Source organism: Streptomyces sp. NPDC059002, assembly GCF_042740435.1.
Taxonomy (GTDB): Bacteria; Actinomycetota; Actinomycetes; order Streptomycetales; family Streptomycetaceae; genus Streptomyces.
Map to the genome: position 1 here is coordinate 13990 of NZ_JBHYJI010000075.1, position 22142 is coordinate 36131.

Sequence of the window (22142 nt, forward strand, 5' to 3'; positions counted from 1 at the left end):
CCGTTGCCGTGGCGCGGTCCGCAGGGTCGATGCCCCCGCGGCGCAGCCCATCGCACGTCCTCAAGGGTCCAACTTTGCGCAAGACAAGCAAGCATCTTCTCTTACCTGCACTGACCGGCATATCTCTCATGTCCCTGCTTGCCACGGGGTGTTCGGTGGGCGGTACCCCCGACACCGGGCCGGGCGGCGGAGTGCGGGCGGCCGGCGGGGCCGACACCAACAGTGCCGGTGACGGTACGCAGGACGGAACCGGAAGCGGAACCGGAAGCGGGGCCGGTGACGGTTCCGGAACGGAGTCCGGTTCTCATGCGAGCAGACCCGATGGCGCCCAGCGGCGGCTTCCCGTCACTGCGGCTCCCGCCTCGGGCGCGCCGACTGCCGTGATCCGGCCGGAGGACGGTGGCCGCAAGCCGCACAAGTCGTCGCTGCGGGTGGCCTCGTACGACCGGAACAGCGGACGTGCGGTGATCACCGGGGCGGTGGCCACTGCTCCGACGAAGCCGTCGGCCACGCCTCCGACGAAGTCCCCGGCAAGCCCGCCGCCCATGCCGCCCGTGAAGAACACCGCTGTTGCGGTGGGCGACGTGATCGCGAGTGCGCCTTCTCCCGGGGCGCCCAGCGGCGTACTGGCCAAGGTCACCCAGGTACTGGGGACAAAGGGCGAGAACGGCACCGAGGTCAAGATGGCCCCGGCCGCACTCAACTCGCTGCTGGGGGCGGACAAGGCCGACGGCAAGGTGCGCGTCGACCCGTCCGAGATGACGGTCGAGCCGTTGGTCGAGGGCGTACGACTGTCCTGGGCGAAGCGCGGCGCGCCACGGGTGGGACCGCACGGAGCCAAGCTGCCCTTGGGCAGTCTGCGTCTCGACGTCGGCACCTCGATCGCCACCGCGAAGGACGCACCGGCTTCCGCCGCGGCTTCGGCCTCCGGGTTCGTCCAACTCGCCCCGGAAGTCGAGTTCTCGTACAACGGCAGTGATACCCACGGGGAGGGCGGCAAGGGGAGCGCGAACGCTGATGCCGTACCCGGTGGGGCGTATATCGGGCTGTCCGGTGACTGGTCCTCGCAGTGGGAGCTGAAGGGGCAGGCGGCGGCCGCCACCGAGCCCGGCAAGCCGCTGCGGATGCCGTTCGCCAAGCTGCACGCCGACCCGGTGATCCAGGTCGGCCCGGTCCCGGTCGTCGTCAACCTCGACCTGACCTGCTACCTCGCGGTGGAGGCCGACGGCCGGATCAGCGTGGACATCCGCCAGGATCTCAAGGGGGACTTCCGCGTCGGTGGCAGCTACTCGTGGTCCAAGGGCTGGAGCTCAGTCAGCCGGTCCGACATGACCTCCACCCCAGTGCGGGCGAGGGTGGCGGCCGCGGGCAAGACCAAGGCCACGCTCGGCGCCGAGGCGAGCGTAGGGCTCTACGGCATGGCGGGCGTGAGCGCCGACATCGCCCCGTACCTGCGCGGCGAGGCGGAGGCCTCCGCCGGCGCGGGCACCGACGGCCGAGTGTCGGCCTCGGCCGAGTGGAAGGCGTTCGGTGGGGTGGATCTGTCCGGCTCGCTCAATGCCCAGCTGACCGTCTTCGGCACCCCGCTCTTCCGTAAGAGCATCTCCTTGGGGACGCTGCACCGTGAATGGAAGCTTTCGCAGGGAAAGGTGTCAACGAACATCGGCTGATATAGCGGTTGTTGAGGGTCCGTCGTTCCGGCGCGGCCCTCAAGTAGTGATCTGGTGCCGGTCGGTCAGGACCGGTGCCAGCTTCCGCAGTAGGTCGGCGACGGCCCTGAGGCCCGACGCACACAGACCATCAAGCCGTCGTGCTGGTTGTAGAGCACGCCGGTGTACCCCTGATACTTGCCTTCACCGGTCTTGATGACCTTCATCCACTTGCCTACCCCGTACTTGTCGCTGACCAGCGACACTTCCATGTCCTTGTCGGACGTCTCCACGAACCCGGAGGACTCCAGTGCCGGGTTGCCGTTCCCGCGGTTCGTCTTGATGATCGCCTTTGTGTGCTTTCCCCACTTCACCGTCGTGCCTGGGACGTCGATTCCGCCGGGGATTTCGTGGTTGTCGTAGTTGGCTTTCGCGTTCCGGTCGTAGTCGGGGTAATGATCGAGCTTGCCCCGGCCCGTGCCGTTCTGCCGGTGCCCTCCGGCGTCCTCGCGGAGCCACGCCCCGCACTCCTTCCCGGCGTCGGGATCCACGATGCACCCCCGGATGGAAGTGTTGCGGTTGTCCAAGACCCCGGTCTCGATCTCCTCACCCCACTCTTCCGACGCCTTCTTGCCCCAGCACTTCTGGCCGCTCTTCTTGTCCTCGATGTAGAACTTCACACCGATCCGACCGGCCGTCAGGACACCGTAGGTGTCCTCCCGCAACACGTGCCACTGCCACATCTGGAGCTTGGAGTCTTCGAGTTCCGGGTTGTACTTCTCCTTGCCGGGATAGAGCTCGTCGCTGTCCCAGTCGAAGCCGCCCTCATCGCAGCTGTTTCGCGGCTCGGGTGCCGCAGGCTGCCCGGCAGCGGAGCTGCCGGCTGCAGTCAGGGCGCCCGCCGCAAGAACCAGCGAAGCGAAGCCGATTCTGGCCGCCCGGTTCTTCCCCATCGAAATCCCCCTCGGTCGCTGTCATCCGTGCGGGCAGCGCGCGCACGCGCTGTGCGGTGCCGCGTGGCCCTGCAATGCCGTCCGGGGCGACACTCCCTGCCCTCACACACCGCCTCAAGATGTTTCGGGACTGCCCGAAACACAGTTGCCGCGAACCTCGTGACAGCTTCCGTCCCTCAGGACCCTGTCATTCGCCGTCCGTGGCCTTAGCCGTCGCCCGCCGGCGTGGGCGCTGCGGGGCAGGGGCGGCGCGGGGATCGGTGTGGTACTCGCCCGTGATCTGGCCCTCGCCCTCGGCGGCAGGCTGGTCATGCCCCGCAGCGTGCCCACCACCGTCACCCGGCTGATCCGCGCCGGAGCAGCCGGACCCAGTCAGGGCGCACCGGTGCAGGGCGCGGGCTGAACGCGCAGGCGGACCACGCGGTTCGCTGCGGTCTTCTGCAGCAGTCCGTACGCCAGGACCGGCAGCAGCAGGTGGGGTTTGTCGGGCAGCGCGGTGGTCAGCAGGACGGCGCTGGCGCTGCTGTTGTTCATCCCGCAGGCAAGCGTGAGCGAAGAGGCCACCGGTGCCTCCAGACGCAGGGCGCGGGCGGTGAGCCGGCCCAGCGCGAACGAGAACGCGCACACCAGCGCGGCCACCGTGACGGCCGCGGCGAACAGCAGGGGGCGCGGGTGGGCCATGAACGAGCCCAGTGCGCCGCTGGCGTTGACGTAGGTCAGCAGGAGCGAGCCCACCAGTGCGGCGGGCGCGACGCCGGCCGGGAGGCACTCGGCCCACCGTCGCGGCAGCAGTAGGCGGCACACCAGGCCGGCGGCACATGGCAGTACGACCGCGAAGAGCGCGAACCCGCTGTGCAGGCTGCGCCCGGCCGCGGCCAGGGTGTCCGCGCAGCCGCCGCCGAGCAGCGGGGCCAGCACGGTCACGGTCAGTGGGATGGTGAGGGGGCTGAGCAGGGTGGAGGCCAGGACCAGGCCGACCATGGTCGGCTGGTCGCCCTGCCCTTTGCCGGTCCATACCGTGGCTCCGGCTGCGACCGGCATCGCGACGATCAGGATCATCGCGGTGACCAGCCCGCTGCCGCCGTCGGTGTCCGGGGAGTGGCGCAGCAGGAACACGACCGGCGGGATGATCAGCAGTGGGACCGTCAGGTGCAGTGCGATCCCGGCGAGCAGGATGCCGGGGTGGCGCACCAGCCGCCCGAGCGAGCGCACCGGCACCTGGAGTCCGGCCGAGAAGAGCACCAGGGCCAGCAGCCAGGCGGTGGTGTGCACGGACAGCGGTGGCAGACGGTGCGGGTGGCGCAGCCACACCCCGGGTCCGGGCACGAGGAGCGCGGCGAGGTAGGCAGCGCTCACGGCCCAGCCGAGGTGCCGGCGCAGCAGCTGAGTGGCCCGGGCGGTAGGGGAGTTCATGACCTTCATGCTGGGGGTCCTGGGCGTGGTGTGCAGGCGGGGCCGCGCGGCAGTCAGGATGCGTTCAGGTTCTCGGTGACAGCGTCGGGGCCCATGACATCCGAAATCTCCGGGACTTCATCCATCACCGGCGTCGCAGCGGCGACACCTGGCAGTCGCCGGCTGCGCTGGAACAAGGTCCCCGAAGTCACCGTCTACTTCTGGATCATCAAGGTGCTGTGCACCACGGTCGGTGAGACGGCCGCCGACATGCTCAACGAGAAGCTGGGGCTCGGCCTGAGCGGCGTCTCACTGCTGATGAGCGCACTCCTTGCGATGGTGCTCGTCGTCCAGCTGCGCACCAACGCCTACCGGGCGGGCGTCTACTGGACCGCCGTCGCGTTGATCAGCATTGTCGGCACGCTGGTCAGCGACAACCTCACCGACAACCTGGGTGTGCCGCTGGAGACGAGCACCGCGGTGTTCGCGCTGTGCCTGGCCGTGGTCTTCGCACTCTGGTACCGCTGTGAGCGGACTCTGTCCATCCACAGCATCGACACTGGACGCCGGGAGTGCTTCTACTGGCTGGCGGTGCTGTTCACCTTCGCGCTCGGCACCGCCGCCGGGGACCTGGTCGCCGAGCGGATGGCGGTGGGCTACTGGCTTTCCGCGGTGCTGTTCGCCCTGGCGATCGCCGCCGTCGCGGTGGTGCACTTCGCGCTCGGTCTGAGTGCGGTGTGGAGCTTTTGGATCGCCTATGTCCTGACCCGCCCGCTGGGTGCCTCGATGGGCGACTACCTCTCCCAGCCCACCGCGGACGGCGGCCTGGGGCTGGGCACGGTCGTGACCAGCGTCCTGTTCCTGGCGGTGATCCTGGCCCTGGTCGTCCACCTGGCCACGACCCGCAGGGATGTCACCGAGCAGGAGCGGCGCGCCCGCCATGCGAGCTGACCTCAACACCGAGGTTTTGGCGGGCAGCTGAGCCGACCGTCATGCGGGTGTTCAGGAACTGTTCAGGAAGCCCTCGCCAAGGTCAGAGACGGGAATCCGCCGGCCGGGCCTCGTGGAGCGCCCGGCCGGCGCCCATACGCCACAGGCACGGAGCAAGCCACAGGCACGGAGCAAGGGAGTGTGCGGCATTGGAAAAGTCAGAGACCGCTCTGGAAGCGGCAGGCCGGACGCAGGCGCATGACGCGCCTGCGGCGGTCGTCGCGGGACAGGTGGTGCGGAAGCTGCCGGAGGTCACCCTGGCCTTCTGGGTCATGAAGATCGCCGCGACGACGCTGGGGGAGACGGCGGGTGACCTCTTCGCCCAGACTCTCAAGCTCGGCTACTTCCTGACCACGGTCGCGCTGTTCGGCGTCTTCGCGGTGACACTGGTCATTCAGCTCGCGTCCCGGCGCTACAACCCGTTCTTCTACTGGACCGTCATCCTGTCGACGAGCATGGCGGGCACCACGATGTCGGACTTCATGAACCGTGACGCCAGCGCCAAGTATCTCGCGCCCGGCGCCACATCGCTGGGCTGGGGGCCGCAGGGACTGGGGCTCGGCTACCCGGTCGGCGCCGCGATCCTCGTCTCGGCCCTGCTCTTGATCTTCGCTGCGTGGCAGGCCACCGGGATGACCTTCGTCATCCGTGACATCGTCACCTTCCGCGCGGAGGCGCTGTTCTGGTCGGCGATCCTCATCTCCAACACCCTGGGCACCTCCATGGGGGATTTCCTCTCCGACAGCTCCGGGCTCGGCTACGCCGGTGGCGCGCTCCTTGTGACCGGGGCGCTCGCTGTCCTGGCTGCTTTGACGCGGGTGCGCGTGGTGCCGAACGTGGTGCTCTTCTGGATCGCGTTCGTCCTGACTCGTCCTCTGGGGGCCACGGCTGGTGACCTGTTGACCAAGCCGGTCGCCAAGGGTGGCCTGGCGCTGGGCACGGCGGGTTCCTCGGCGGTGTTGCTGGCTGTCCTGGTCGGCCTGATGGGCTATGCGCAGTGGCGCGAGCGGACCCGGACGGGGCAGATCACGCGGCGGGCAGGCTGATCACGAACCGTGCGCCGGGGTGGTGCGGCCGGTCGTGGCGCACCTCTCCGCCGGCGGAGAGGGCCAGGCGCCGTGCGAGTGGCAGCCCGAGGCCCGCTCCGTCGTGTCCGTCGTCCGGGGTGGCGCGGTGGCCCGGCGTGAAGAGGTGGCTGAGGAATTCCGGCGGCACTCCGGGGCCGTCGTCCGTCACTTCGATGCGGACGACGGCGCCGTCACGGGCCGCGTGGAGGGTGACGGCGGTGGCGGCGTAGCGCAGGGCGTTGGCGAGCAGCGGGCTGACGATGCGTTCGAGCAGGGCGGCGCTGACTCCGGCTTCGAGGTGCGGGTCCTGGGTGGTGACGGTGAGCCGCAGGTGGCCCGGTGCGTTCGACCGCGCGGCGGCTCGGCGCAGGATGGGCAGTGCCACGGTGGTGCCGGGGGCAGTGGGGACGCTGTCGCGGGCGGCGCACAGGAGCGTGTCGCAGATGGTGCGCATGGACGCGGCCGCCTGTGAGATCACCGTGTGGGTGGCCCGGGTGTCGGCAGGGGTGCGGGGGCGGGCCTGATACCAGTCCAGTTCGGCGATGATGCGGCTGAGCGGGGTGCGCAGTTCGTGGGAGAGTTCCGCGGTGAGCTGCCGCTCGTGGCGCAGCAGTGCGCGGATGCGGTCCAGCAGAGCGTCCAACGAGGTGCCCAGGCGGGCGAGTTCGGCGGGCAGCTGTGGCGCGCCGAACCGTTCGTCGGCGGCGACGGCGCCCCACTGGGTGGCCTGGTCGGTCATGGCACCGACGGGGCGCAGCGCGCGGCCGACGGCGAGCCGGGTCAGGACGTAGGTGCAGGTGAGCATCACGGCGTCCAGCGCGAGCGAGCCGAACAGCAGGGTGTCTGCCGAACTTCGGTACGGGGTCAGGTCGAGTGCGGTGGCGATCGTGACGCCGCCCGCCCGGCCCGGGAGCGGGAATGCGCACAGGCGCACCGGCCGCGGCCCGCCGAGGGCGGCGCAGGAGTGCCCTGCGCCGGTGACCAGGGCGCGGGCGGCACGGCTGACCGGGCTGTCGGTGGTGGCGTTCGGGGGCGACTCGATCGGACGGCTGCCGTCGTAGATCCAGACGTTGCTGTCCAGGAGGTCGTCGTGGGCGCCCTCGTGGATGCGTACGGCAGGGCCGCTCGTGTCGACGGTGGTGGCGACGGCGGCGGCCCGGGTGCGCAGTTCGTCGTCCGCTTGCCGCTGGAGGTGCTGACGTGCCACCGCGTTGAAGGCGAGGGTAAGGACTGTGATCAGGAGCGCGGCGCCGGTGAGCGCGACCAGGGACAGGCGGCCGCGCAGGGTGCGGGGTGCCAGGCGGGGCAGCGGTGTCATGACAGGCGATGGCCGATCCCGCGGGCGGTGCCGATGGTGCGGGAGCTGCCCGCCTGGCGCAGCTTGCGGCGCAGCCGGGTCAGGTACTGGTCGAGGGTGTTGTCGTTGACCCGGGCCCCCTCCGGCCAGGCGGCCCTGATCAGCTCGCGGCGCCGCACCACGTCCCCGGAGGCGGCCATCAGCGCGGCCAGGAGCCGGAACTCCGTCGGCGTCAGGGAGAGTTCGACCTCTCCGACGGTGCAGCGGTGCCGGACCGCGTCCAGTCTCACGTCGCCGACAGCGGCCGCGGTGTGCGCGGGCGAGGACCGTTTGAGCGCCGCGCGCAGCCGGGCGGCGAGTTCGGCGAGGTGGAACGGCTTGGGCAGATAGTCGTCGCCGCCCGCCGAGAATCCGGACAGCCGGTCGGTCAGCCGGTGATGCGCCGTCAGGAAGATGACGGGGAAGGTGAGTCCGCCCGCCCGCAGGGCCTGGCACACATCACGGCCGTCGGCGTCGGGCAGCCCGACATCGAGCACGGCGGCGGCGAAATCGGGGGAGGCCAGGCGCAGCGCGGTGGCGCCGTCCGGCGCGGGCAGCGGATCGAACTCCTCCTCGCGCAGGCCACGCAGCAGCACATCGCGCAGCGCATGATCGTCCTCAACGACCAGGATCTTGTGACGCATGGCCCTCCACCGGCTCGATCGACGCATTCGTCGTACGGGGGATCAACTGCTCGGGCAGCCACCAGGATGCGGCGCACCGGCACAGCCCGGCCCAGCCGACGGGGACAGCCACGCGGCGGGCGCAACCGGACGGCGGGGACGAGGACGCAGGCGGTGAGGGCGGCCGTGGTGGCGGGGTGGCGGGGTGGCCGGAGGGCACCGCCGGGTCGCCGACATGCAGCGCAGTGTGACCCGCGTTCAAGGAGACAACACCCTCCCCACACCCTCCCCACCGACGAAGAAGTTGAACAGGTACGCCTGTGGGTCAGACTGCCGTATCAGCTTCGGTGTCCGCACGGTCTCCAGATACGGGGAAGCCAGCGCGGCCACCCGTACTTCCCCCGGTCGACTGGCCCTTGGCGTCGCGGGATCGGTGTGCTCGCTGGCCGCGATGCGCTCCAAGACCTTCACCGCGATGCCGCGCTGGAAGAGGTCGTTGAGGACGAGCGGCCCTTCCAGGAGGTTGCGCCCGAGGCGGTCGGCTTCCTGGACACAGGGCATGTCGCCGTCGTGCAGGTGGTCGAGGGCGGCGGTCACCCACAGCCGACTTGCCGCTGATCTTCTCTTCGAAGACCTTCAGACAGATCGGGGCGAGCGCGTCGTGCTGCCGCTGGGGCACCTGCTGGTGCGTGCTGACGCGGACCAGTCCGATGAGGGCCACGGGACCCGCCCGGGAGCCGAAGACCGACGAGAGGGACGCCCGATGACAGCACGCTGCGCCTCGGCCCGACCCCCTGCAGGCCTCCGCTCCTCCGCCGCGCCCTCCGCGTGCCCTTCAGGGCGGCGAGTCACTTCCCGGCACTCGTGCAGGCTGACACCCGTGGGCGCACCCGTCTCCTGTCCGGGGTGGTGGGAGTAGCCCAGCAATGCCACGACCCCCAAATCACTCTTAAACTCCGCATAAGCCATTGAACCGGACTCGGATCGGCGACGTTCCCCCATGTGAACCTTCCTCTTCGCCGTCGGGCCCGGCCCAGCGGGTCGTGCCCGACGGCTTCCCTGAATGTGAGGCAGTCCCATGCAGGTACATCGACGCATCCACAAGGGCCGCACGGTGGCCGTCGCGGCGTCGTTCGGCGCCGCCGCGCTCGCCCTCACCGCCTGCGGAACCGGCGAGGCCAAGACCAGCTATGACGGTTCGGCGAGCCCCAGCGCTTCAGGCAGCCCGGCCGGGGGCGTGGACATGTTCGTGGACGTCGACGCGTCGGTGTCCACGCCCGCCGACGGCCGCGTGGCCGTCCCGGTCAAGTTCGGCTGGAAGGGCGGCGGGGAGAAGGTCGGGGCGGAGCTGAGGATGACCGTGGAGAACGGCTTCACCTGGGCGGCCGTGGCCAGCCTGGGCAATCGGGTGGACGACAGGACGGTCAGCATCCCCTACGAGAGCCTCCCGGAGTCCGGGATGACCAAGGCAAGGCTCAAGGCCCCCGGCAACTGGGACGCGGACAAGCCGGTCCTGACTGCGGAGCTGGTCCCGGCGGGTGCCGCCTCTCCCGCGTCCACCGACCCGGACCAGAAGAACAACCGCGGCTCGGCCAAGGCCGTGAACAAGGTGCCTGGGGTCGACCTCTTCATGTTCCCCCCGCCCACCCGCTCCACCGCCGATGCCTCCGGCGTGGTGTCGTACGCCTTCGACTACGGCAGCCAGGGCTCCCGCACGGTCAAGGGCGCCATCGAGCTGACCCCCTTCGACGGCTACTCCTGGGCCGAGACCCCCGCCGGGTGCACCGCGGCCTCCCGCACCTCACCGATGACCTGCGACGTCGGTGAGGTGCCCAAGGAGGCGACCTTCAACCTGAAGGTCAAGGTGCCCGACGGCGCCGAGGGCGTCCAGGAGGCGGTGCGCTACGACATCAAGCCGGTGGGCGCGCAGGACGAGAACCCGGCCAACAACAACGGCGTGCGCTACGCGGGCTCCGGACCCGCCGCCGGCTGAGCCGACCGCCCCCAGTCCACCCGCAGTGACGAACGCGAGGCACATCTGACATGTTCGACACCTTCTTCGGCCTGCCCCTGCACCCGCTGGCCGTGCACGCCGCCGCCGTACTCCCCCTGCTCGCGGCGGCGTGGTCCGCGGCGACCGCCCTGCTGCCGCGCCTGGGCCGGCGCGCCTGCGCGGCCGGTGCCGTGCTGGCCGTGGCGACCCTGGCCTCGGTCTTCGTCGCGGACCGCAGCGGCCGGGAGTTCGCCACCCGGCTCGGCAATCCGTCAGCCGCCGCCGACCACATCGCACTGGGCAAACTGACGATCTGGTACGCCCTGGCCTTCGCGGTCTGCGCGGTGGGGCTGTGGGCCGTGCGGGTCTACGAGGACCGGATCTCCCTGCGCGGTGGCGTGGTCGTGGTCCGCGCGCTCACCCTGCTCGCGGCCGCCGCCCTGGTGGTGCACGCAGTGCGGGTGGGCCACAGCGGCGCGACGGCTGTGTGGGGCTCCGTCTGACGGCCGGCATGGGCGGCGGTGACCACGTGAAACCGACCGGATGCGCAAAGTAATGCAAATTATTCAAAATGGGCTTGAACCGGACTGGGTCCTCCGGCGTTCCAGCCGGTGACTACTCGGAGCACCAGGCTCCGGTCCGGCCCCTTCGGGAGGCACACCATGAACGCTCGCACCACCCGCACCCGCCGCACCTTCGTCAGCGCCGGTATCGCCGTCGCCACCGCAGCCGCCGCCATCGGCCTGAGCGCATGCGGCAGCTCCAACGACACGAAGAACGACAGCTCCGCCTCGGCGACTCCCTCGGCTTCGGCGCCCTCCGGGTCGCCGTCCGCGACCGAGACGGCCCAGGGCTCGACCGTCAAGGTCTCCGAGGCCGACGGCAAGAAGATCCTCACCGACGGCGAGGGCCGCACCTTGTATCTGTTCACCAAGGACAGCGCGGGCAAGTCCGCCTGCGAGGGCCAGTGCCTGACCGTATGGCCGGTCCTCAAGGCCCCCGCCGAGGCCGGGGACGGGGTGGACAAGGGCAAGCTGGGCACGACCGAGACCAACGGCGTGCAGCAGGTCACCTACGACAGCAAGCCGCTGTACTACTTCAAGGACGACAAGGCCGCGGGCGACACCAAGGGGCAGGGCGTTCAGGGCGTCTGGTACCTGGTCGCCCCGGACGGCCAGGCCATCAAGTGAAGGCCGCCCGGTGATCCACAGCGGCAGACGTGAGAAGGACCGCGCCGGACGGCAGGCGGACGAGGAGTTCATCACCGCGCTGTACACCGAGCACGGGGCCCGGCTGCGGTCCTTCCTCCGCGCCCGCCGGCGGCGACACCGGGCAGGTCGAGGACATGGTCCAGGAGACCCTGCTGCGGGCCTGGAAGTCCGCACCCCGCGCCCGTACCGGCGGCTACACCGAGCGTCAGTCCGCAGCTGGCTGCTGACCATCGCGGGCAGCGTCCTGGTCGACCACCACCGTGCCGAGCAGCGCCGCCCCAGCGTCCCCAGCAGTCCTGAGGACCTCACCCGCCACCACGACACCGCACCCGTCGACCGGGTGGACGACCAAGTGGTGGACCGGTGGCTCGTCGAGGAGGCCCTGCGCCGCCTGACCCGCCAGCACCGCGAGGTGGTGGCCGAGCTCTACTACGCCGGTCACACCGTCACCGAGGCCGCCGCCCGCCTCGGCATTCCCGAGGGCACCGTCAAGTCCCGCGCCTATTACGCCGTACGCGCCCTGCGCGCCGCCTTCGACGAACTGGGGGTGACCCGATGACCACCGGCCACGACCACGACGGCCACGACCGCCTCCGCGAACTCCTCGGCCCGTACGTCCTGGGCGGCCTGTCCCCCCACGACCGCGCCGAGATCAACGCCCACCTGCGGGACTGCGCCGACTGCCGCGACGAGTTGAGCACCTACGCGCCACTGCCCGCCCTGCTGGCCCTCGCAGACCCCGCCGACGGCACCGGGGAGGCACGAGAGTCCGGGGAACGGCCCACCGACGCCCTCCCCACCGCCCTGCACAGCCTCGACCGCGCGCGCCGCCACCGCAGACGGCTGCTCACCGCATCGGGAGTCGCCCTCGCCGCCTGCACGGCGGGCGTGGGCCTGTGGCTCGGCACCTCCCTGGCCGAGCCCGCCACCTCCACGCCGGTCGCCCGCAGCATCCCGCTCACCGCGCCCAACAGCCCCCGGCCGACGGCCGATGCCGATCTCGCCGCCCGCCCCTGGGGCACCGAACTCCGCCTCGACGCCACCCAGCTCCCCGCCGGCCAGCACACGGTCCTCGTCGTCACCGGCCGCGACGGCACCCGCGAGACCGCCGCCACCTGGTCCACCCCACCGGGCGGCACCGTCAAGGTCACCGGAGCCACCGCCCTGCCCCCCGACCAGGTCACCGATATAGAAATCATCGGCCCCGCGGGCCAAGTCCTGGCAGAGGCACACTCGTGACACCCCACCCGCTCCCGGCGGCGGGACCGACCGAGCGGAGCGTACGTCTTCCCCGCGTTGTTCAGCGGGACAGGGTTGGCCCTTCGTATGGTTGCCCCACCCAGGGGCATCAGGTGTGGCTCTACGTCTGCTGCCATTCATGGCTTCCGTGGATTGCGCGATCCCGTATGCCTTGTGGGTGTCCAGGAGGAAGCCCTCGCTGCCGGCCCGTTGGGCTGTGATCGGCAGCGCGGCAGCGATCGCCGCCTACGGGGCTGGGTCTATATACGGGCTCGCCTTCACGAACCCACTCGACGTGTGCGCGGACAAGACCGGCGATGGCGTGTACAGGGACGCGGGACGGGACTACACGCTGACATCAGTCGACGTGAGGAGTTTCCCGCCGTCCATCAGCTGTCACTGGAGCAGTGGCTACAGCACTGAAGTGGTGTGGTTCTGGACTTCCCTTCTGCTCTATGCGGGTCTGGCCTGCGCCGTTGTCTGCTCCATCCGGCTCCTCGTCCACCGCAGCAAGGAGCGAAACGTACGGCGGCTCCACGGGACGGCCTGAGCTGACAAGAGGCCGCGGCTCGGCAGCGGGTGGAGGAACTCCAGGCAGAGACAGCGGAGTTGGCCCTTCGGCTGGAGAAGGGGCGGGAGGATCTGTCGCGGTGGGAGATCACGCGGGAGACGGTCGTGCTGGTGCTGGCGGAACTGTCGGCCGCGGAGGCTGAGCCGGTGGTTTTGGAGGGGTTGAGACAACAACAGGTCGAGCAGTCGGGCCGCGAGCTGGCGGCGCCGCGGGTGACGGCTCTCGATTCCATCGGCCGTCGACCCCTGCTCTTGACGAGTTCAACGAACTGCCGCTAGTCCGTGTCCCCCTTCCGAGTGGCGAACCCGCCTCCCAGGCATATCCGTCGTCATCGTGGTGCACCACAAGTGAGCGTAAGCGCCTGCCTGTTGACTCACCGACTCAGACCGAGACGCCGCCTAGGGGGCCTGTGGAACTGTGGCTGCTGAACAACATGTCCACCACCGCGATCACTGCCGTGATCGTCGGCGGCATCGTCGCCCTGGCGCTGACGGGCAGCGTGCTGACGCACCGGCGGCACCCGGAACTGGCAGACGGTGAGCACAACGACATGGTCGGAGTCGTACTCGGCATGTACGGCGCCATCTACGGCATCATTCTCGCGTTCGTCGTCGTGACGCTGTGGACCCAGATGCAGGACGCCGAAACGGTGGTGCAGGACGAGGCGTCGTCCCTGGCCCAGCTCACCTGGGACAGCCAGGCATTCCCGCCCGCCGAACGCGACCGCGTACACGCAGCCGTCGGCGCCTATGCCCACAAGGTCGTGGACGTGCAGTGGCCCCTCATGCGAACCGCGAAGCCTCAGTACACCGTCGCCCAGCACCAGGTGCAGGAACTGTTCACCGCGCTCCAGACGTACGAGCCGCGTACCGAGGGGGAGAAGGCCTTCTACCGCGAGGCGATCGACGACCTCAATGAGGTGGTCGCCCAGCGCCGCGCCCGCATGACCATCGCCCGCCAGGAACTGCCTGGCCTGCTGAAGGCGCTGGTGTACGGCGGCGCGCTGGTATTCGTCCCCCTGACCTTCCTCTACGGCATCAAGAGCCGCCGCATACAACTCCTCTTCGTCGGCTCGGTCGCCGCCCTCATCGGCTTCAGCCTGCTGCTCGTCGTCGTCCTCGACCACCCCTTCGCAGGCAACATCAGCGTCGGCACGACGGCGTTCAAGGTAGGTCCCCTGTCCCGGTTCTGGTGACATCGGGGGAGCGCGGGCCGAGTGTGCTCCGGCACCCTCCGGCCTCCTCGTGGAGCCACCCGGTGAAGATCACGGGTAGGAGTCGGCAGTCATGTCGTAGCGGGTTGCGGTCGCGCCATTGAGCTGTGTGCATCGTGAAGTTGCTGGTCACGGATCTGGTGTGCGTGGGGTTCGGGGTGCTCGGCCTGGTAGTGGGCGGATGACTCCGGTGAAGATCGTCGGTCACCGGGAGACCTCGCGGTTCGTCAGGACCAGCAGGGCCCTGACCAGCGCGGTCGCCCACTTCGGGGCGATTCGGGCCCTGCCCAGGACCCGCGCCACGGGGGCAGATCCACGTCGGCGCATGCGACGGGGCGAGTGGTGCGGTGGTATGCGTGCAGCCAGCGCAGGGTGTCTCGCACCTCGGCCGGTCCCGCGAGGCTGTTGGAGATGCGTGCGGCGGCGAGGGCATCGGCGTTCTCGCTTGCCTGGTGCGGCGTGCTGGAACCCTCGGCGGTGGGCGCGTTCTCAGGGTGCGGTGGGAATCCGTCCATGGTGGGGATCACCGGGGACATGCCCGCCCAACGCCCGCACAGTCTCCGGAAGGTGGCGCCTGCGCGTGACGACGAGCACGGCCGCCAGGCCGAGGTAGACGTACGTGAGGATCTGGCGGGCGTACTCACCGGGCAGCGTGAACTGCACCGCGAACAGGGCGAAGAGCCCCAGCGCCTGCCAGGGGCGAAAGCGCAGGTCGAGCAGGACGGCGACGGCGAGCGCGGTCTGGGCGGCGGTCAGCGCGACCTCGTCAACCTGGCGCGTCACCAGGGCAAGCGACGAGCTCCCGCCGCCCAGGACGTGCGCGAGAGGAAGGCAACCCACCAGCAGGGTCCACTGGTTGACCTTGCTGGACAGCAGCGCGCCCAGACCGTCACTGGCCCGCAGCCGCCAGGCGAACACCACGGCGACGATCAGTTCCGGGGCCTCGGAGGCGAGCGGGGCCAGCCACTGCACCAGCAGGAACCGGTCGATGCCGAGTGAACTGCCCGCGTCCACCAGGCCGTTGGCGAACGGTTCGGCGCAGGCGAAGATCACGGCCGCGGCGGTCGCGAACAGCAGAGCCGTGGCGGTACGTCGCGGCCGCTTGGGGAGGGTGGTGAGGCGAGCCGGGACTCCTACCAGTTGCTCCAGTTCGGCGGAGCTGCACCGGCCGATGCGGTACAGGTAGTAGCCGTACCAGGGGATCACAAGGAGCGCCACGTACCAGCCGATCTCACGCGTCAGCGGCATCACGAAGGCGAACACCGCGGCCACCCCGAGAAACGCCACGTCGATGCGGCGGTGCGGCTCCAGTTCGATGACCGGGCTCGCGCCCCGGGCACTCGTGCGCCGCGCCGCGAGCCAGGCCGCGAGGGCCACCAGTGGCCAGCCCACACCCACCAGCAGCCGGTTGGCGCCGGTCATGTTGGCCGCCGCGTACGCCGCGTACTCGGGGCGGGTTCCGGAGGCGTACGCGAAGTACAGATCCACGGCGTACTCGGGGAGCACCGCGATGAACGCCAGCAGCGCCAGGGCCAGCGCCCCTGCCATGTCCGCGCGTGCGGCCTCCGCCGCCCACATCAGCAGCAGCGCCGCACACAGTACGCCGAGCCCGAACACCGCGACGCTCGGTGCGGCGGACAGCTCGGCGCCCGTGAGACGCAGGACGACGGCGGGCGCGGCGCCCACGCAGGCGACCGCGATACGCAGGGTCGCGGCTCGCGCCGTCGGCGGCACGGTGACGGGTTGCGGCTGTTCCATAGGTGTCCCTCCGGGGGTGGCCCCTCTCCAAGCAGGGGCACCCTAGAGCGCGTCACCCCGGCAGGGCGCGCTCCAGCGGAGGCGGCGCGGGCGGCTTGCCCCGGTCGGCGTAGCTTCCGATCGGGGTGACGGCGGCCGGTTGATCGGGTGGGGATGGGGAGCGGTCAGGGAATGAGTGGACACAAGACGGAGCCGCAGCGAGCGGTCGACTCAGCGCCGGAAGCAGATCTTGGAGGTCGGTCTGGAGGTGTTTGCCGAACGCGGCTACCACCGCGCGTCCCTGGCCCTCATCGCCGAGCGCGTCGGGCTCACCCGGCAGGCGCCGCCGCGGTCGCGCTGACGCGGGTGCTGCGCACCGCCTCACCCGCGGACATCGAGGTCAACGGCCGGTCCGGTGGCTGTGGCTGCTGTTCGTCGGCCATGGCCACCACGCGCCGGACGGTTTCGCTCCGTCCTGCCGCCGACGGCTCACCCGTACTCCGGGAAGTGCCTGGACGCCGAGGGCGGCACCTGGGGCGACGAGACGCCGCTCCACCTGTGGACCTGCCATGCCAAGCCCAACCAACTGTGGCATCTGCCGTCCTGAGCAGCGCTCCTGACCCGTAGTCCATACCCACCAGGAACGGGCCCGTGCCGGGGCCGCGATCGAGTCGCCCCGGCACGGGCTTCACCATGACGTCGCGGAGCGACGGCTAGTAGCTCGTGCTGACGGTCGCTCCCGTGAACGAGGTCGCGGCGTGCAGGCTGATGTAGTGGTACGTGCCCGGCCGCAGGCCCGTCACCGTGAGGGACTCGGTGTTGTCAGGGCCGGTGGACCGGGCGGTGTTGACGCTCGGCGTGGCCCAGGTGTCGGGGTTGAAGTAGAGGTCGGCGTTGCCGGTGCCGCCGGAGGTCTTGATGGTGAGGGACGTTGTGCCGGAGGGATCCAGATGTAGAAGTGGGCGGTGTTGCCGGTCGTCGCGGAGACATTGCTGCGCTGGCAGTTCTTGTCCAGGACCCGGGTGTCGGACGCCGTGCATTCGGTCGTGCCGCCGCTGGAGAGGGTGTCCAGCCATGTGTTGAAGGCGCTGTCGTAGTTCAGCGACTTGGTGAAGTTGTACGCGTCGGCGTACTTCCCCGTGCGGTAGTAGCCGAGCAGCCTGGTCACGTCGGCGGGGTGCTTCTCCAGCATGTACCGCGCCGCCAGGTAGCCCCAGTGGTAGGTGCGGTCCGTGTTGGTGTTCGCGTAGGTGGTGTCGAAGAGGGTGCTCAGTGCGTACGTGTGCTTCGGAGCCTCCTTGAGCGCGGCGTCGTAGCGGAGGTTGCGGTAGGAGTACGACACGTACTCGGCCGCGCCCTCGATCCACCACACGGCCGGATATGTCTGTCCGGCGTTGAAGTCGCCGTACATGTCGTACCGGCCGTCGAGGTAGTGGGTGTACTCGTGGTTGAGGTTCCAGATGCGGGCCGCGAAGCCGTTGTCCGTGTCCCACTGGTAGGCGATGAACCGCGGCTGGTTGCCTGCGGCTGAGGGGTCGCCTTCGAGGTACATGCCGCCGTTGTTGGTGTCGATGCCGTAGATCGCGCCGGCGTAGGTCTGGTAGTCATCACTGGACTTGAAGGCGACCACCTCCATGTTGGTGTTGTTGTCGTCGGCCACCGGCCGCCCGCCGTCCTGGACGACGCCGTGGAAGTAGGTGTTCTGCCGGAGCAGGCTCGAACAGGCCGCCTGGAACTCGTCGTCGGTCATCTTCTGGGCCAGGATGTGCAGCACTCCGGCGCTGCAGGTGTGGTTCTGGGGCAGCACCGCGGCCTTGAGCTGCTTCTCCAGGTCGCAGGTGCCGTAGGCGGAGCAGTTGGCCGCGTCCTTGCTGTTGGCCACGACGGCCACGCGCACCCACAGCTTCGCGCGGGCGCCGGTGATCGCGCTGTTGTCGAGGAGCCACTTGCTCAGCGGACGGACCTTGCTCCGCAGGGCGTCGTACTGCACGAACCGGGCTGTTTCCCCACCGGCGTTGGCCACCAGGAACGCGGAGTCCGTGCCCAGCAGGTCCAGGTGCTTGGCGGCGAAGTCGTAGACCGCGTCCACGATGCTCGGGTCGGCCTGGACCGCGGCCGGGTAGCCGTCCGCCCACTCCCCGCGGAACAGGACCGTGAAGACGTTGTTGACGGCGTTGCGCATGTACCAGTTCGCGTTGTGGGCGCTGTCGTACGCGGCGAGCAGGCGCTTGACGACGTACAGGTAGCGCGCGTTCTCCTCGGCGCTGTCGATGAGGGTGACGGCTTCCCCGAGGATCTCCCCGTTCGCGTCGCTCACGGTGCGGGTGGCCGAGTTGGCGTAGAAGGTGTCGAGCGCCTGCCTGATCGCGGTGGTCAGGGTGCCCGTGTAAGGGCCGACCGTGTCCGGGTTGTAGTAGTGGACGTAGTACCCGGCGCGCAGATACAGGACGAGTTGTTCCGTGCTGGCGGCGTTGGTCCCGTTGTACGACGCGGCGTTCGTCCGCAGCGCGCCCGCCACGGTGACCATCTGCGCCTCACGGAAGGCGTGGTACTGGTCGGAACCGGTCACGCTGAACAGTGAGTTGACGCAGCCGACCGAGGCGGCCTTGATCGCGTTGACCAGGGCCGTGCCCGTGTTGCCGGTGAAGTCGGAGACCCGGCAGTCGGCCGCGGCTCCGGTCGTCCGCAGCGCCTTGGGGGCCGTCTTGATGGGGGGTGCGAGCGGCTCGAGCCGCTCGGCTCTCTGCTGCTTGCCTGCTCTGTCCTGCTCGACGATCTTGGTTGGTCCTGAGACCGGCTTGCCGCGCGGGGCAGGGGCGGCGGTAGCGGCGGCGGCAGCGGCGGGCTCCGGAACGGGAGGCGCGGCGAGCGCTTGCGCGCCGCTCCCCGCTATCAGGGCGGTGCTTATCAGTAAGGGCACGACGTAGCGCCGTAGGGACATCGCGGCTTCTCCTTCTGTGGGGATGTGGCGAGCGGCCTTGCTTGACATGAGCACATAGCACATGTGACATGTAAAATTGCACATGGTTCATGAGTGGACAAGGCTCGCGTCCTTCATCCTTTTCGCCTTGTGCCATGCCACAACATCCGCGTGGGTCAAGGGAGTTGGCCCCCGGAGGGAGCGGGCTGCTCGGGGCTCGGCATGCGCCGACCGACCCTGCTGCGGGCGCAAGCGCCGGATCACCGAGGACGAACGCCCCCGCATCAGGTGAGCCACGGGCCGCCGGTTCCCGTTGCCCGGAGCTGCCATCCCGGCGTGAGACGGCAGCTTCGCCCACAACCTCGTAAGCCCTGGTCCGTTCTGCCCGCTCACGACGCTGCTTCTTCGTGAGCGTCGACTCCGCGAACTCCTGAACCAGCGAACGGATCGACGTCCCCCCTCGCGACTCCGCGATGACCGCCAAGCCCGTAGACAGCCCCCGCCGCCGGGGGCGGCGTTCTCGTCGGCCGGGAAGTCGATGTGCACGTCCGACGCCACCTTCCCGTGTGAGGGCAGGACGCGGCGGACAGCACCGCGTCCTGCGGCCGACAGCGCGGGCGCCACGTGAAGCGGAGCGCCCGTTTGCCTGCCGATCGCCGGGGCATCGGTCTGTCGGGCAAGCGTGGCCCATCGCTGGCACAGGCTCCTCAGCGGAGTCGGATATTCGTTGTGCTGCTTGGATTGGCAACCATCAGGGAGTTGGCGGCGCCATGCCTGTGGTAGCGTCGCTCTCTTCTCCGGCGCTCCCGGATGGAGTCCCGTCAGGCACCTCATGGCCGACCCGCACCAGCTCCTCCACGATGCACTCAATGTCCTGGATGCCACGTTTGCATCACACGCCGAACTGCCGATTGCCGTGGGCGGCTGCACCTACTGCTACGGCGAAGCCGATCTCGAAGCCCTGGCCGGCCCCGTGCGCGAGATACCGCAGGAACTCATCAGCCACGTCGCGCACGAGGTGCCCGACCACTGGGACGACTTCCCGGGCCTGTACCGCAAGCTGACGCCCCGAATCGTCCGGCGCCTCGTTGCTGATGGGCTCATCCATGACATGGTCGCCTCGCGGCTACTCACTGCCGGCTGGCGCAACTGGACAGCGCCGGAGCGCACAGCACTGGAGAATGTCTGGCACGCCTGGTGGCGGTCAGTCCTGAGCACTCACCCGAGCACCGGAAGCGTCATCGACGTACTGGAAACGCTCGCGGTCACCACGGGCACCCTCGCCCCCTGGCTGGCCATCTGGTCCGAAACCCGCACCGAGGCGGCGGACCTCCATCTCAGCGACGCACTCGACTGGTGGCTCATCGAGGACGGACTCGCCGACCTCCACCTCGGCTTCTACGACGAGGTACACGCCACGCCGGAACTGCTGCCGTGGCTCCTGTCTCTGGAGGACAGCCGCATCGGTGCCGCTCAACTCATGGAAGTCGAGCGCATCTCATACAGCTGAGCAATCCGGTACGGGGGATGCCGCCAGCACCGTCACCTTGGCCCGCCGTGTGAGCGCTCGGTCAAGGGCGGCGTCCAGTTCCTGGGTGGGCCCGAGTCGTGCAGTGTGCCGAGCACGTTGACGCGCCGGTTGCCGGTGGCGACCACGCAGACCACCGTGATGACCATGACGGCGATCTCGCCAGCGGGCATGCGCTTCAGCGTTCTCGGGGTGATGGAGTGCCGGTGCTGCCCGTTTCACCTGGCCCGGCCATCCGTCGCCGTACCCTCTCGCCTGGACGACAGCAGCCACAGGAGCCCTGCGAAGACCACCACCGCGATGATGACTCCCCACAGGGTCGCGCCGCGGAACATCGGCCCCTTGACGTCCAGGACCGTCCGGCCCGCGCGCGCCCCGCTGCCCCTCCCGACCACCACGGCGAGCGTGCACAGGTTGGGCACCGCAAGGAGGAGCGCGCCGACCGCCGCGATGCCCCGGACCCGCTTGGACCGCTCTCTGCGCACCGCGTACCGCAGCAGCAGAAGTGGCAGCACGGTGCAGACGAGGCCGATGACCAGGCCGAGTACGACGCCGACCCACAGGTGGCCGTTGACCGCGTCGCCGATGCGCTGCGCCCACCACCGGGGCACGATGGCTGCCGCCAGGAAGTAGGCCGCGACAAGGCCGAGCAGTGCCGCGCCGCCGAGCAGCAGTTTCCGGCGCCATTCGGGGGCGTCGGCGGACGATCCGCCGGTCATCGCCGTTCCGCCCCCTGCCGTGCCGATACGCCGTGTAGCCATGACCTCATCGTCGCCCTGGCGCGGCGTATCCGCGCGTCGGCCGGTGCCGGCGGGGCACCGCTCGGATCGCGGAAGAGGCAGGTACTGGTGATCCTGATCTGGCGGGGGTGTCTGGCCAACGAGCTGGAGTATCGGATGTCGGACTGGTTCGTACGCACCGTGATCGACACCGGACGACTGCGCCTTTTCTGCTTCCTGGTCGCGTTCATCGGTGCCTTCCTGTTCATCAGGTTCAGCGTCCGCATGATCAGGGCCGAGGTGAAGTGGTGGCCGAAGAACGTCACCCCCGGCGGACTGCACATCCACCACGTCGTCTTCGGCCTGGTCTTCATGATGGTCGGGGGCGTCGGCGGGCTTGCCGTGCAGTCCGGACGGTCACTGTGGGCGGCCCTTGCCGCTCTGCTCTTCGGTATCGGGGCGGCCCTGGTCCTGGACGAGTTCGCCCTGGTCCTGCACCTGGAGGATGTCTACTGGTCCGAGCGCGGGCGCCTTTCGGTGGACGCGGTGTTCCTCGCCGTCGCGCTCACCGGCCTTGCCCTGGTCGGCATCAAGCCGCTGGGCCTGGGAGACGCCATCGCGCCCGACGGGGCCGATCCCAGAACCGTCGCCTGGCTCATCGCCGGGGTCGTTCTGGTCAACCTCGCCTTCGCCCTGGTCACGCTGGCCAAGGGCAAGGTCTGGACCGGGATGATCGGCCTGTTCGTGCCCACCCTCACCGTGTTCGGTGCGCTGCGGCTTGCCCGGCCGTACTCACCTTGGGCCCGCGCCCACTACAGCGAGGGCTCGCGCAAGCTGCGGGCGGCACACGAGCGCGAGGAGAAGGTCCGCGTGCCACTGATGCGGGCGAAAGTTGCCTTTCAGGAGTTTCTGGCCGGGCATTTCGGGCCGACCTCGAAGGCCCCCGAGGCCCCCGAGGCCCCCGAGGCCCCCGAGGCCCCCGAGGCCCCCGAGGCCCCCGA

The 22142-nt window shown here is 69.8% G+C and carries 21 protein-coding genes and 3 pseudogenes; 14 read left to right on the forward strand and 10 right to left on the reverse strand.

What is annotated here, in order from left to right:
- Nucleotides 1–380: 380 nt before the first annotated feature.
- Nucleotides 381–1670 (forward strand): hypothetical protein, encoded by a 1290-nt coding sequence (locus ACFWZ2_RS38705; RefSeq protein WP_384554020.1) that lies wholly within the window; start codon nt 381–383, stop codon nt 1668–1670.
- 65 nt (nt 1671–1735) lie between these two features.
- On the opposite strand, the gene ACFWZ2_RS38710 is transcribed toward ACFWZ2_RS38705, so the two are convergent.
- Nucleotides 1736–2602 (reverse strand): hypothetical protein, encoded by an 867-nt coding sequence (locus ACFWZ2_RS38710; RefSeq protein WP_384554022.1) that lies wholly within the window; start codon nt 2600–2602, stop codon nt 1736–1738.
- A gap of 372 nt (nt 2603–2974) precedes the next feature.
- Nucleotides 2975–4015: a sodium-dependent transporter gene (locus ACFWZ2_RS38715; RefSeq protein WP_384554024.1), complete on the reverse strand. Its 1041-nt coding sequence runs from the start codon at nt 4013–4015 to the stop codon at nt 2975–2977.
- A gap of 93 nt (nt 4016–4108) precedes the next feature.
- Here ACFWZ2_RS38715 and ACFWZ2_RS38720 point away from each other — a divergent pair, with 93 nt between their 5' ends.
- Both ACFWZ2_RS38720 and ACFWZ2_RS38725 read left to right on the forward strand, forming a co-directional pair.
- A complete protein-coding gene (locus tag ACFWZ2_RS38720; RefSeq protein ID WP_384554026.1) occupies nt 4109–4945 on the forward strand; it encodes a hypothetical protein in 837 nt (278 codons plus the stop codon).
- A 188-nt stretch (nt 4946–5133) separates the two neighbouring features.
- Complete coding sequence (locus ACFWZ2_RS38725) at nt 5134–6030, forward strand: hypothetical protein (RefSeq protein WP_384554028.1); 897 nt, start codon at nt 5134–5136, stop codon at nt 6028–6030.
- On the opposite strand, the gene ACFWZ2_RS38730 is transcribed toward ACFWZ2_RS38725, so the two are convergent.
- The 3 genes from ACFWZ2_RS38730 to ACFWZ2_RS38740 form a co-directional block, all read right to left on the reverse strand.
- Complete coding sequence (locus tag ACFWZ2_RS38730) at nt 6011–7369, reverse strand: sensor histidine kinase (RefSeq protein ID WP_384554030.1); 1359 nt, start codon at nt 7367–7369, stop codon at nt 6011–6013. The two genes, ACFWZ2_RS38725 and ACFWZ2_RS38730, sit on opposite strands and share 20 nt — an antisense overlap.
- A complete protein-coding gene (locus ACFWZ2_RS38735; protein ID WP_384554032.1) occupies nt 7366–8031 on the reverse strand; it encodes a response regulator transcription factor in 666 nt (221 codons plus the stop codon). The genes ACFWZ2_RS38730 and ACFWZ2_RS38735 overlap by 4 nt, the downstream gene beginning before the upstream one ends.
- A gap of 237 nt (nt 8032–8268) precedes the next feature.
- Nucleotides 8269–8607: a hypothetical protein gene (locus ACFWZ2_RS38740; protein WP_384554034.1), complete on the reverse strand. Its 339-nt coding sequence runs from the start codon at nt 8605–8607 to the stop codon at nt 8269–8271.
- A 481-nt stretch (nt 8608–9088) separates the two neighbouring features.
- Here ACFWZ2_RS38740 and ACFWZ2_RS38745 point away from each other — a divergent pair, with 481 nt between their 5' ends.
- From ACFWZ2_RS38745 to ACFWZ2_RS38780, 8 genes are all read left to right on the forward strand, one after another.
- Nucleotides 9089–10003 (forward strand): hypothetical protein, encoded by a 915-nt coding sequence (locus ACFWZ2_RS38745; RefSeq protein WP_384554035.1) that lies wholly within the window; start codon nt 9089–9091, stop codon nt 10001–10003.
- A 50-nt stretch (nt 10004–10053) separates the two neighbouring features.
- Nucleotides 10054–10506 carry a hypothetical protein gene (locus tag ACFWZ2_RS38750; RefSeq protein ID WP_384554037.1) on the forward strand — a complete coding sequence of 151 codons (453 nt, stop codon included), beginning with the start codon at nt 10054–10056 and terminating at the stop codon, nt 10504–10506.
- Between the two features lie 159 nt (nt 10507–10665).
- Nucleotides 10666–11193 carry a hypothetical protein gene (locus tag ACFWZ2_RS38755; RefSeq protein WP_384554039.1) on the forward strand — a complete coding sequence of 176 codons (528 nt, stop codon included), beginning with the start codon at nt 10666–10668 and terminating at the stop codon, nt 11191–11193.
- Between the two features lie 10 nt (nt 11194–11203).
- Nucleotides 11204–11773 carry a sigma-70 family RNA polymerase sigma factor gene (locus ACFWZ2_RS38760; protein WP_384554041.1) on the forward strand — a complete coding sequence of 190 codons (570 nt, stop codon included), beginning with the start codon at nt 11204–11206 and terminating at the stop codon, nt 11771–11773.
- A complete protein-coding gene (locus ACFWZ2_RS38765) occupies nt 11770–12453 on the forward strand; it encodes a zf-HC2 domain-containing protein (protein WP_384554043.1) in 684 nt (227 codons plus the stop codon). Before ACFWZ2_RS38760 ends, ACFWZ2_RS38765 begins: the two co-directional genes overlap by 4 nt.
- A gap of 139 nt (nt 12454–12592) precedes the next feature.
- Nucleotides 12593–13003: a hypothetical protein gene (locus tag ACFWZ2_RS38770; RefSeq protein WP_384554045.1), complete on the forward strand. Its 411-nt coding sequence runs from the start codon at nt 12593–12595 to the stop codon at nt 13001–13003.
- Between the two features lie 29 nt (nt 13004–13032).
- On the forward strand, nt 13033–13302 hold the full coding sequence (locus ACFWZ2_RS38775) for a hypothetical protein (protein WP_384554047.1): 270 nt from the start codon (nt 13033–13035) through the stop codon (nt 13300–13302).
- 131 nt (nt 13303–13433) lie between these two features.
- Nucleotides 13434–14219: a hypothetical protein gene (locus ACFWZ2_RS38780; RefSeq protein WP_384554049.1), complete on the forward strand. Its 786-nt coding sequence runs from the start codon at nt 13434–13436 to the stop codon at nt 14217–14219.
- A 507-nt stretch (nt 14220–14726) separates the two neighbouring features.
- On the opposite strand, the gene ACFWZ2_RS38785 is transcribed toward ACFWZ2_RS38780, so the two are convergent.
- Nucleotides 14727–15995 (reverse strand): hypothetical protein, encoded by a 1269-nt coding sequence (locus ACFWZ2_RS38785; RefSeq protein ID WP_384554051.1) that lies wholly within the window; start codon nt 15993–15995, stop codon nt 14727–14729.
- 175 nt (nt 15996–16170) lie between these two features.
- Between ACFWZ2_RS38785 and ACFWZ2_RS38790 the strand changes: the two are divergent.
- Nucleotides 16171–16314 (forward strand): annotated as a pseudogene (locus ACFWZ2_RS38790) (TetR family transcriptional regulator); the annotation flags it as partial.
- A gap of 373 nt (nt 16315–16687) precedes the next feature.
- Here the strand turns inward: ACFWZ2_RS38790 and ACFWZ2_RS38795 are convergent.
- Both ACFWZ2_RS38795 and ACFWZ2_RS38800 read right to left on the reverse strand, forming a co-directional pair.
- Entirely contained in the window at nt 16688–17050 is a 363-nt protein-coding gene (locus ACFWZ2_RS38795) for a PPC domain-containing protein (protein WP_384554064.1), read from the reverse strand.
- Nucleotides 17051–17106: 56 nt separating this feature from the next.
- Nucleotides 17107–18999: pseudogene (locus ACFWZ2_RS38800) on the reverse strand (collagenase); the annotation flags it as partial.
- Nucleotides 19000–19726: 727 nt separating this feature from the next.
- Here ACFWZ2_RS38800 and ACFWZ2_RS38805 point away from each other — a divergent pair.
- Entirely contained in the window at nt 19727–20404 is a 678-nt protein-coding gene (locus tag ACFWZ2_RS38805; RefSeq protein ID WP_384554053.1) for a hypothetical protein, read from the forward strand.
- Between the two features lie 32 nt (nt 20405–20436).
- On the opposite strand, the gene ACFWZ2_RS38810 is transcribed toward ACFWZ2_RS38805, so the two are convergent.
- A complete protein-coding gene (locus tag ACFWZ2_RS38810) occupies nt 20437–20595 on the reverse strand; it encodes a hypothetical protein (protein ID WP_384554055.1) in 159 nt (52 codons plus the stop codon).
- 45 nt (nt 20596–20640) lie between these two features.
- Complete coding sequence (locus tag ACFWZ2_RS38815; protein WP_384554057.1) at nt 20641–21183, reverse strand: hypothetical protein; 543 nt, start codon at nt 21181–21183, stop codon at nt 20641–20643.
- A gap of 87 nt (nt 21184–21270) precedes the next feature.
- On the opposite strand from ACFWZ2_RS38815, the pseudogene ACFWZ2_RS38820 reads away from it, so the two are divergent.
- A pseudogene (locus ACFWZ2_RS38820) lies at nt 21271–22142 on the forward strand (hypothetical protein); the annotation flags it as partial.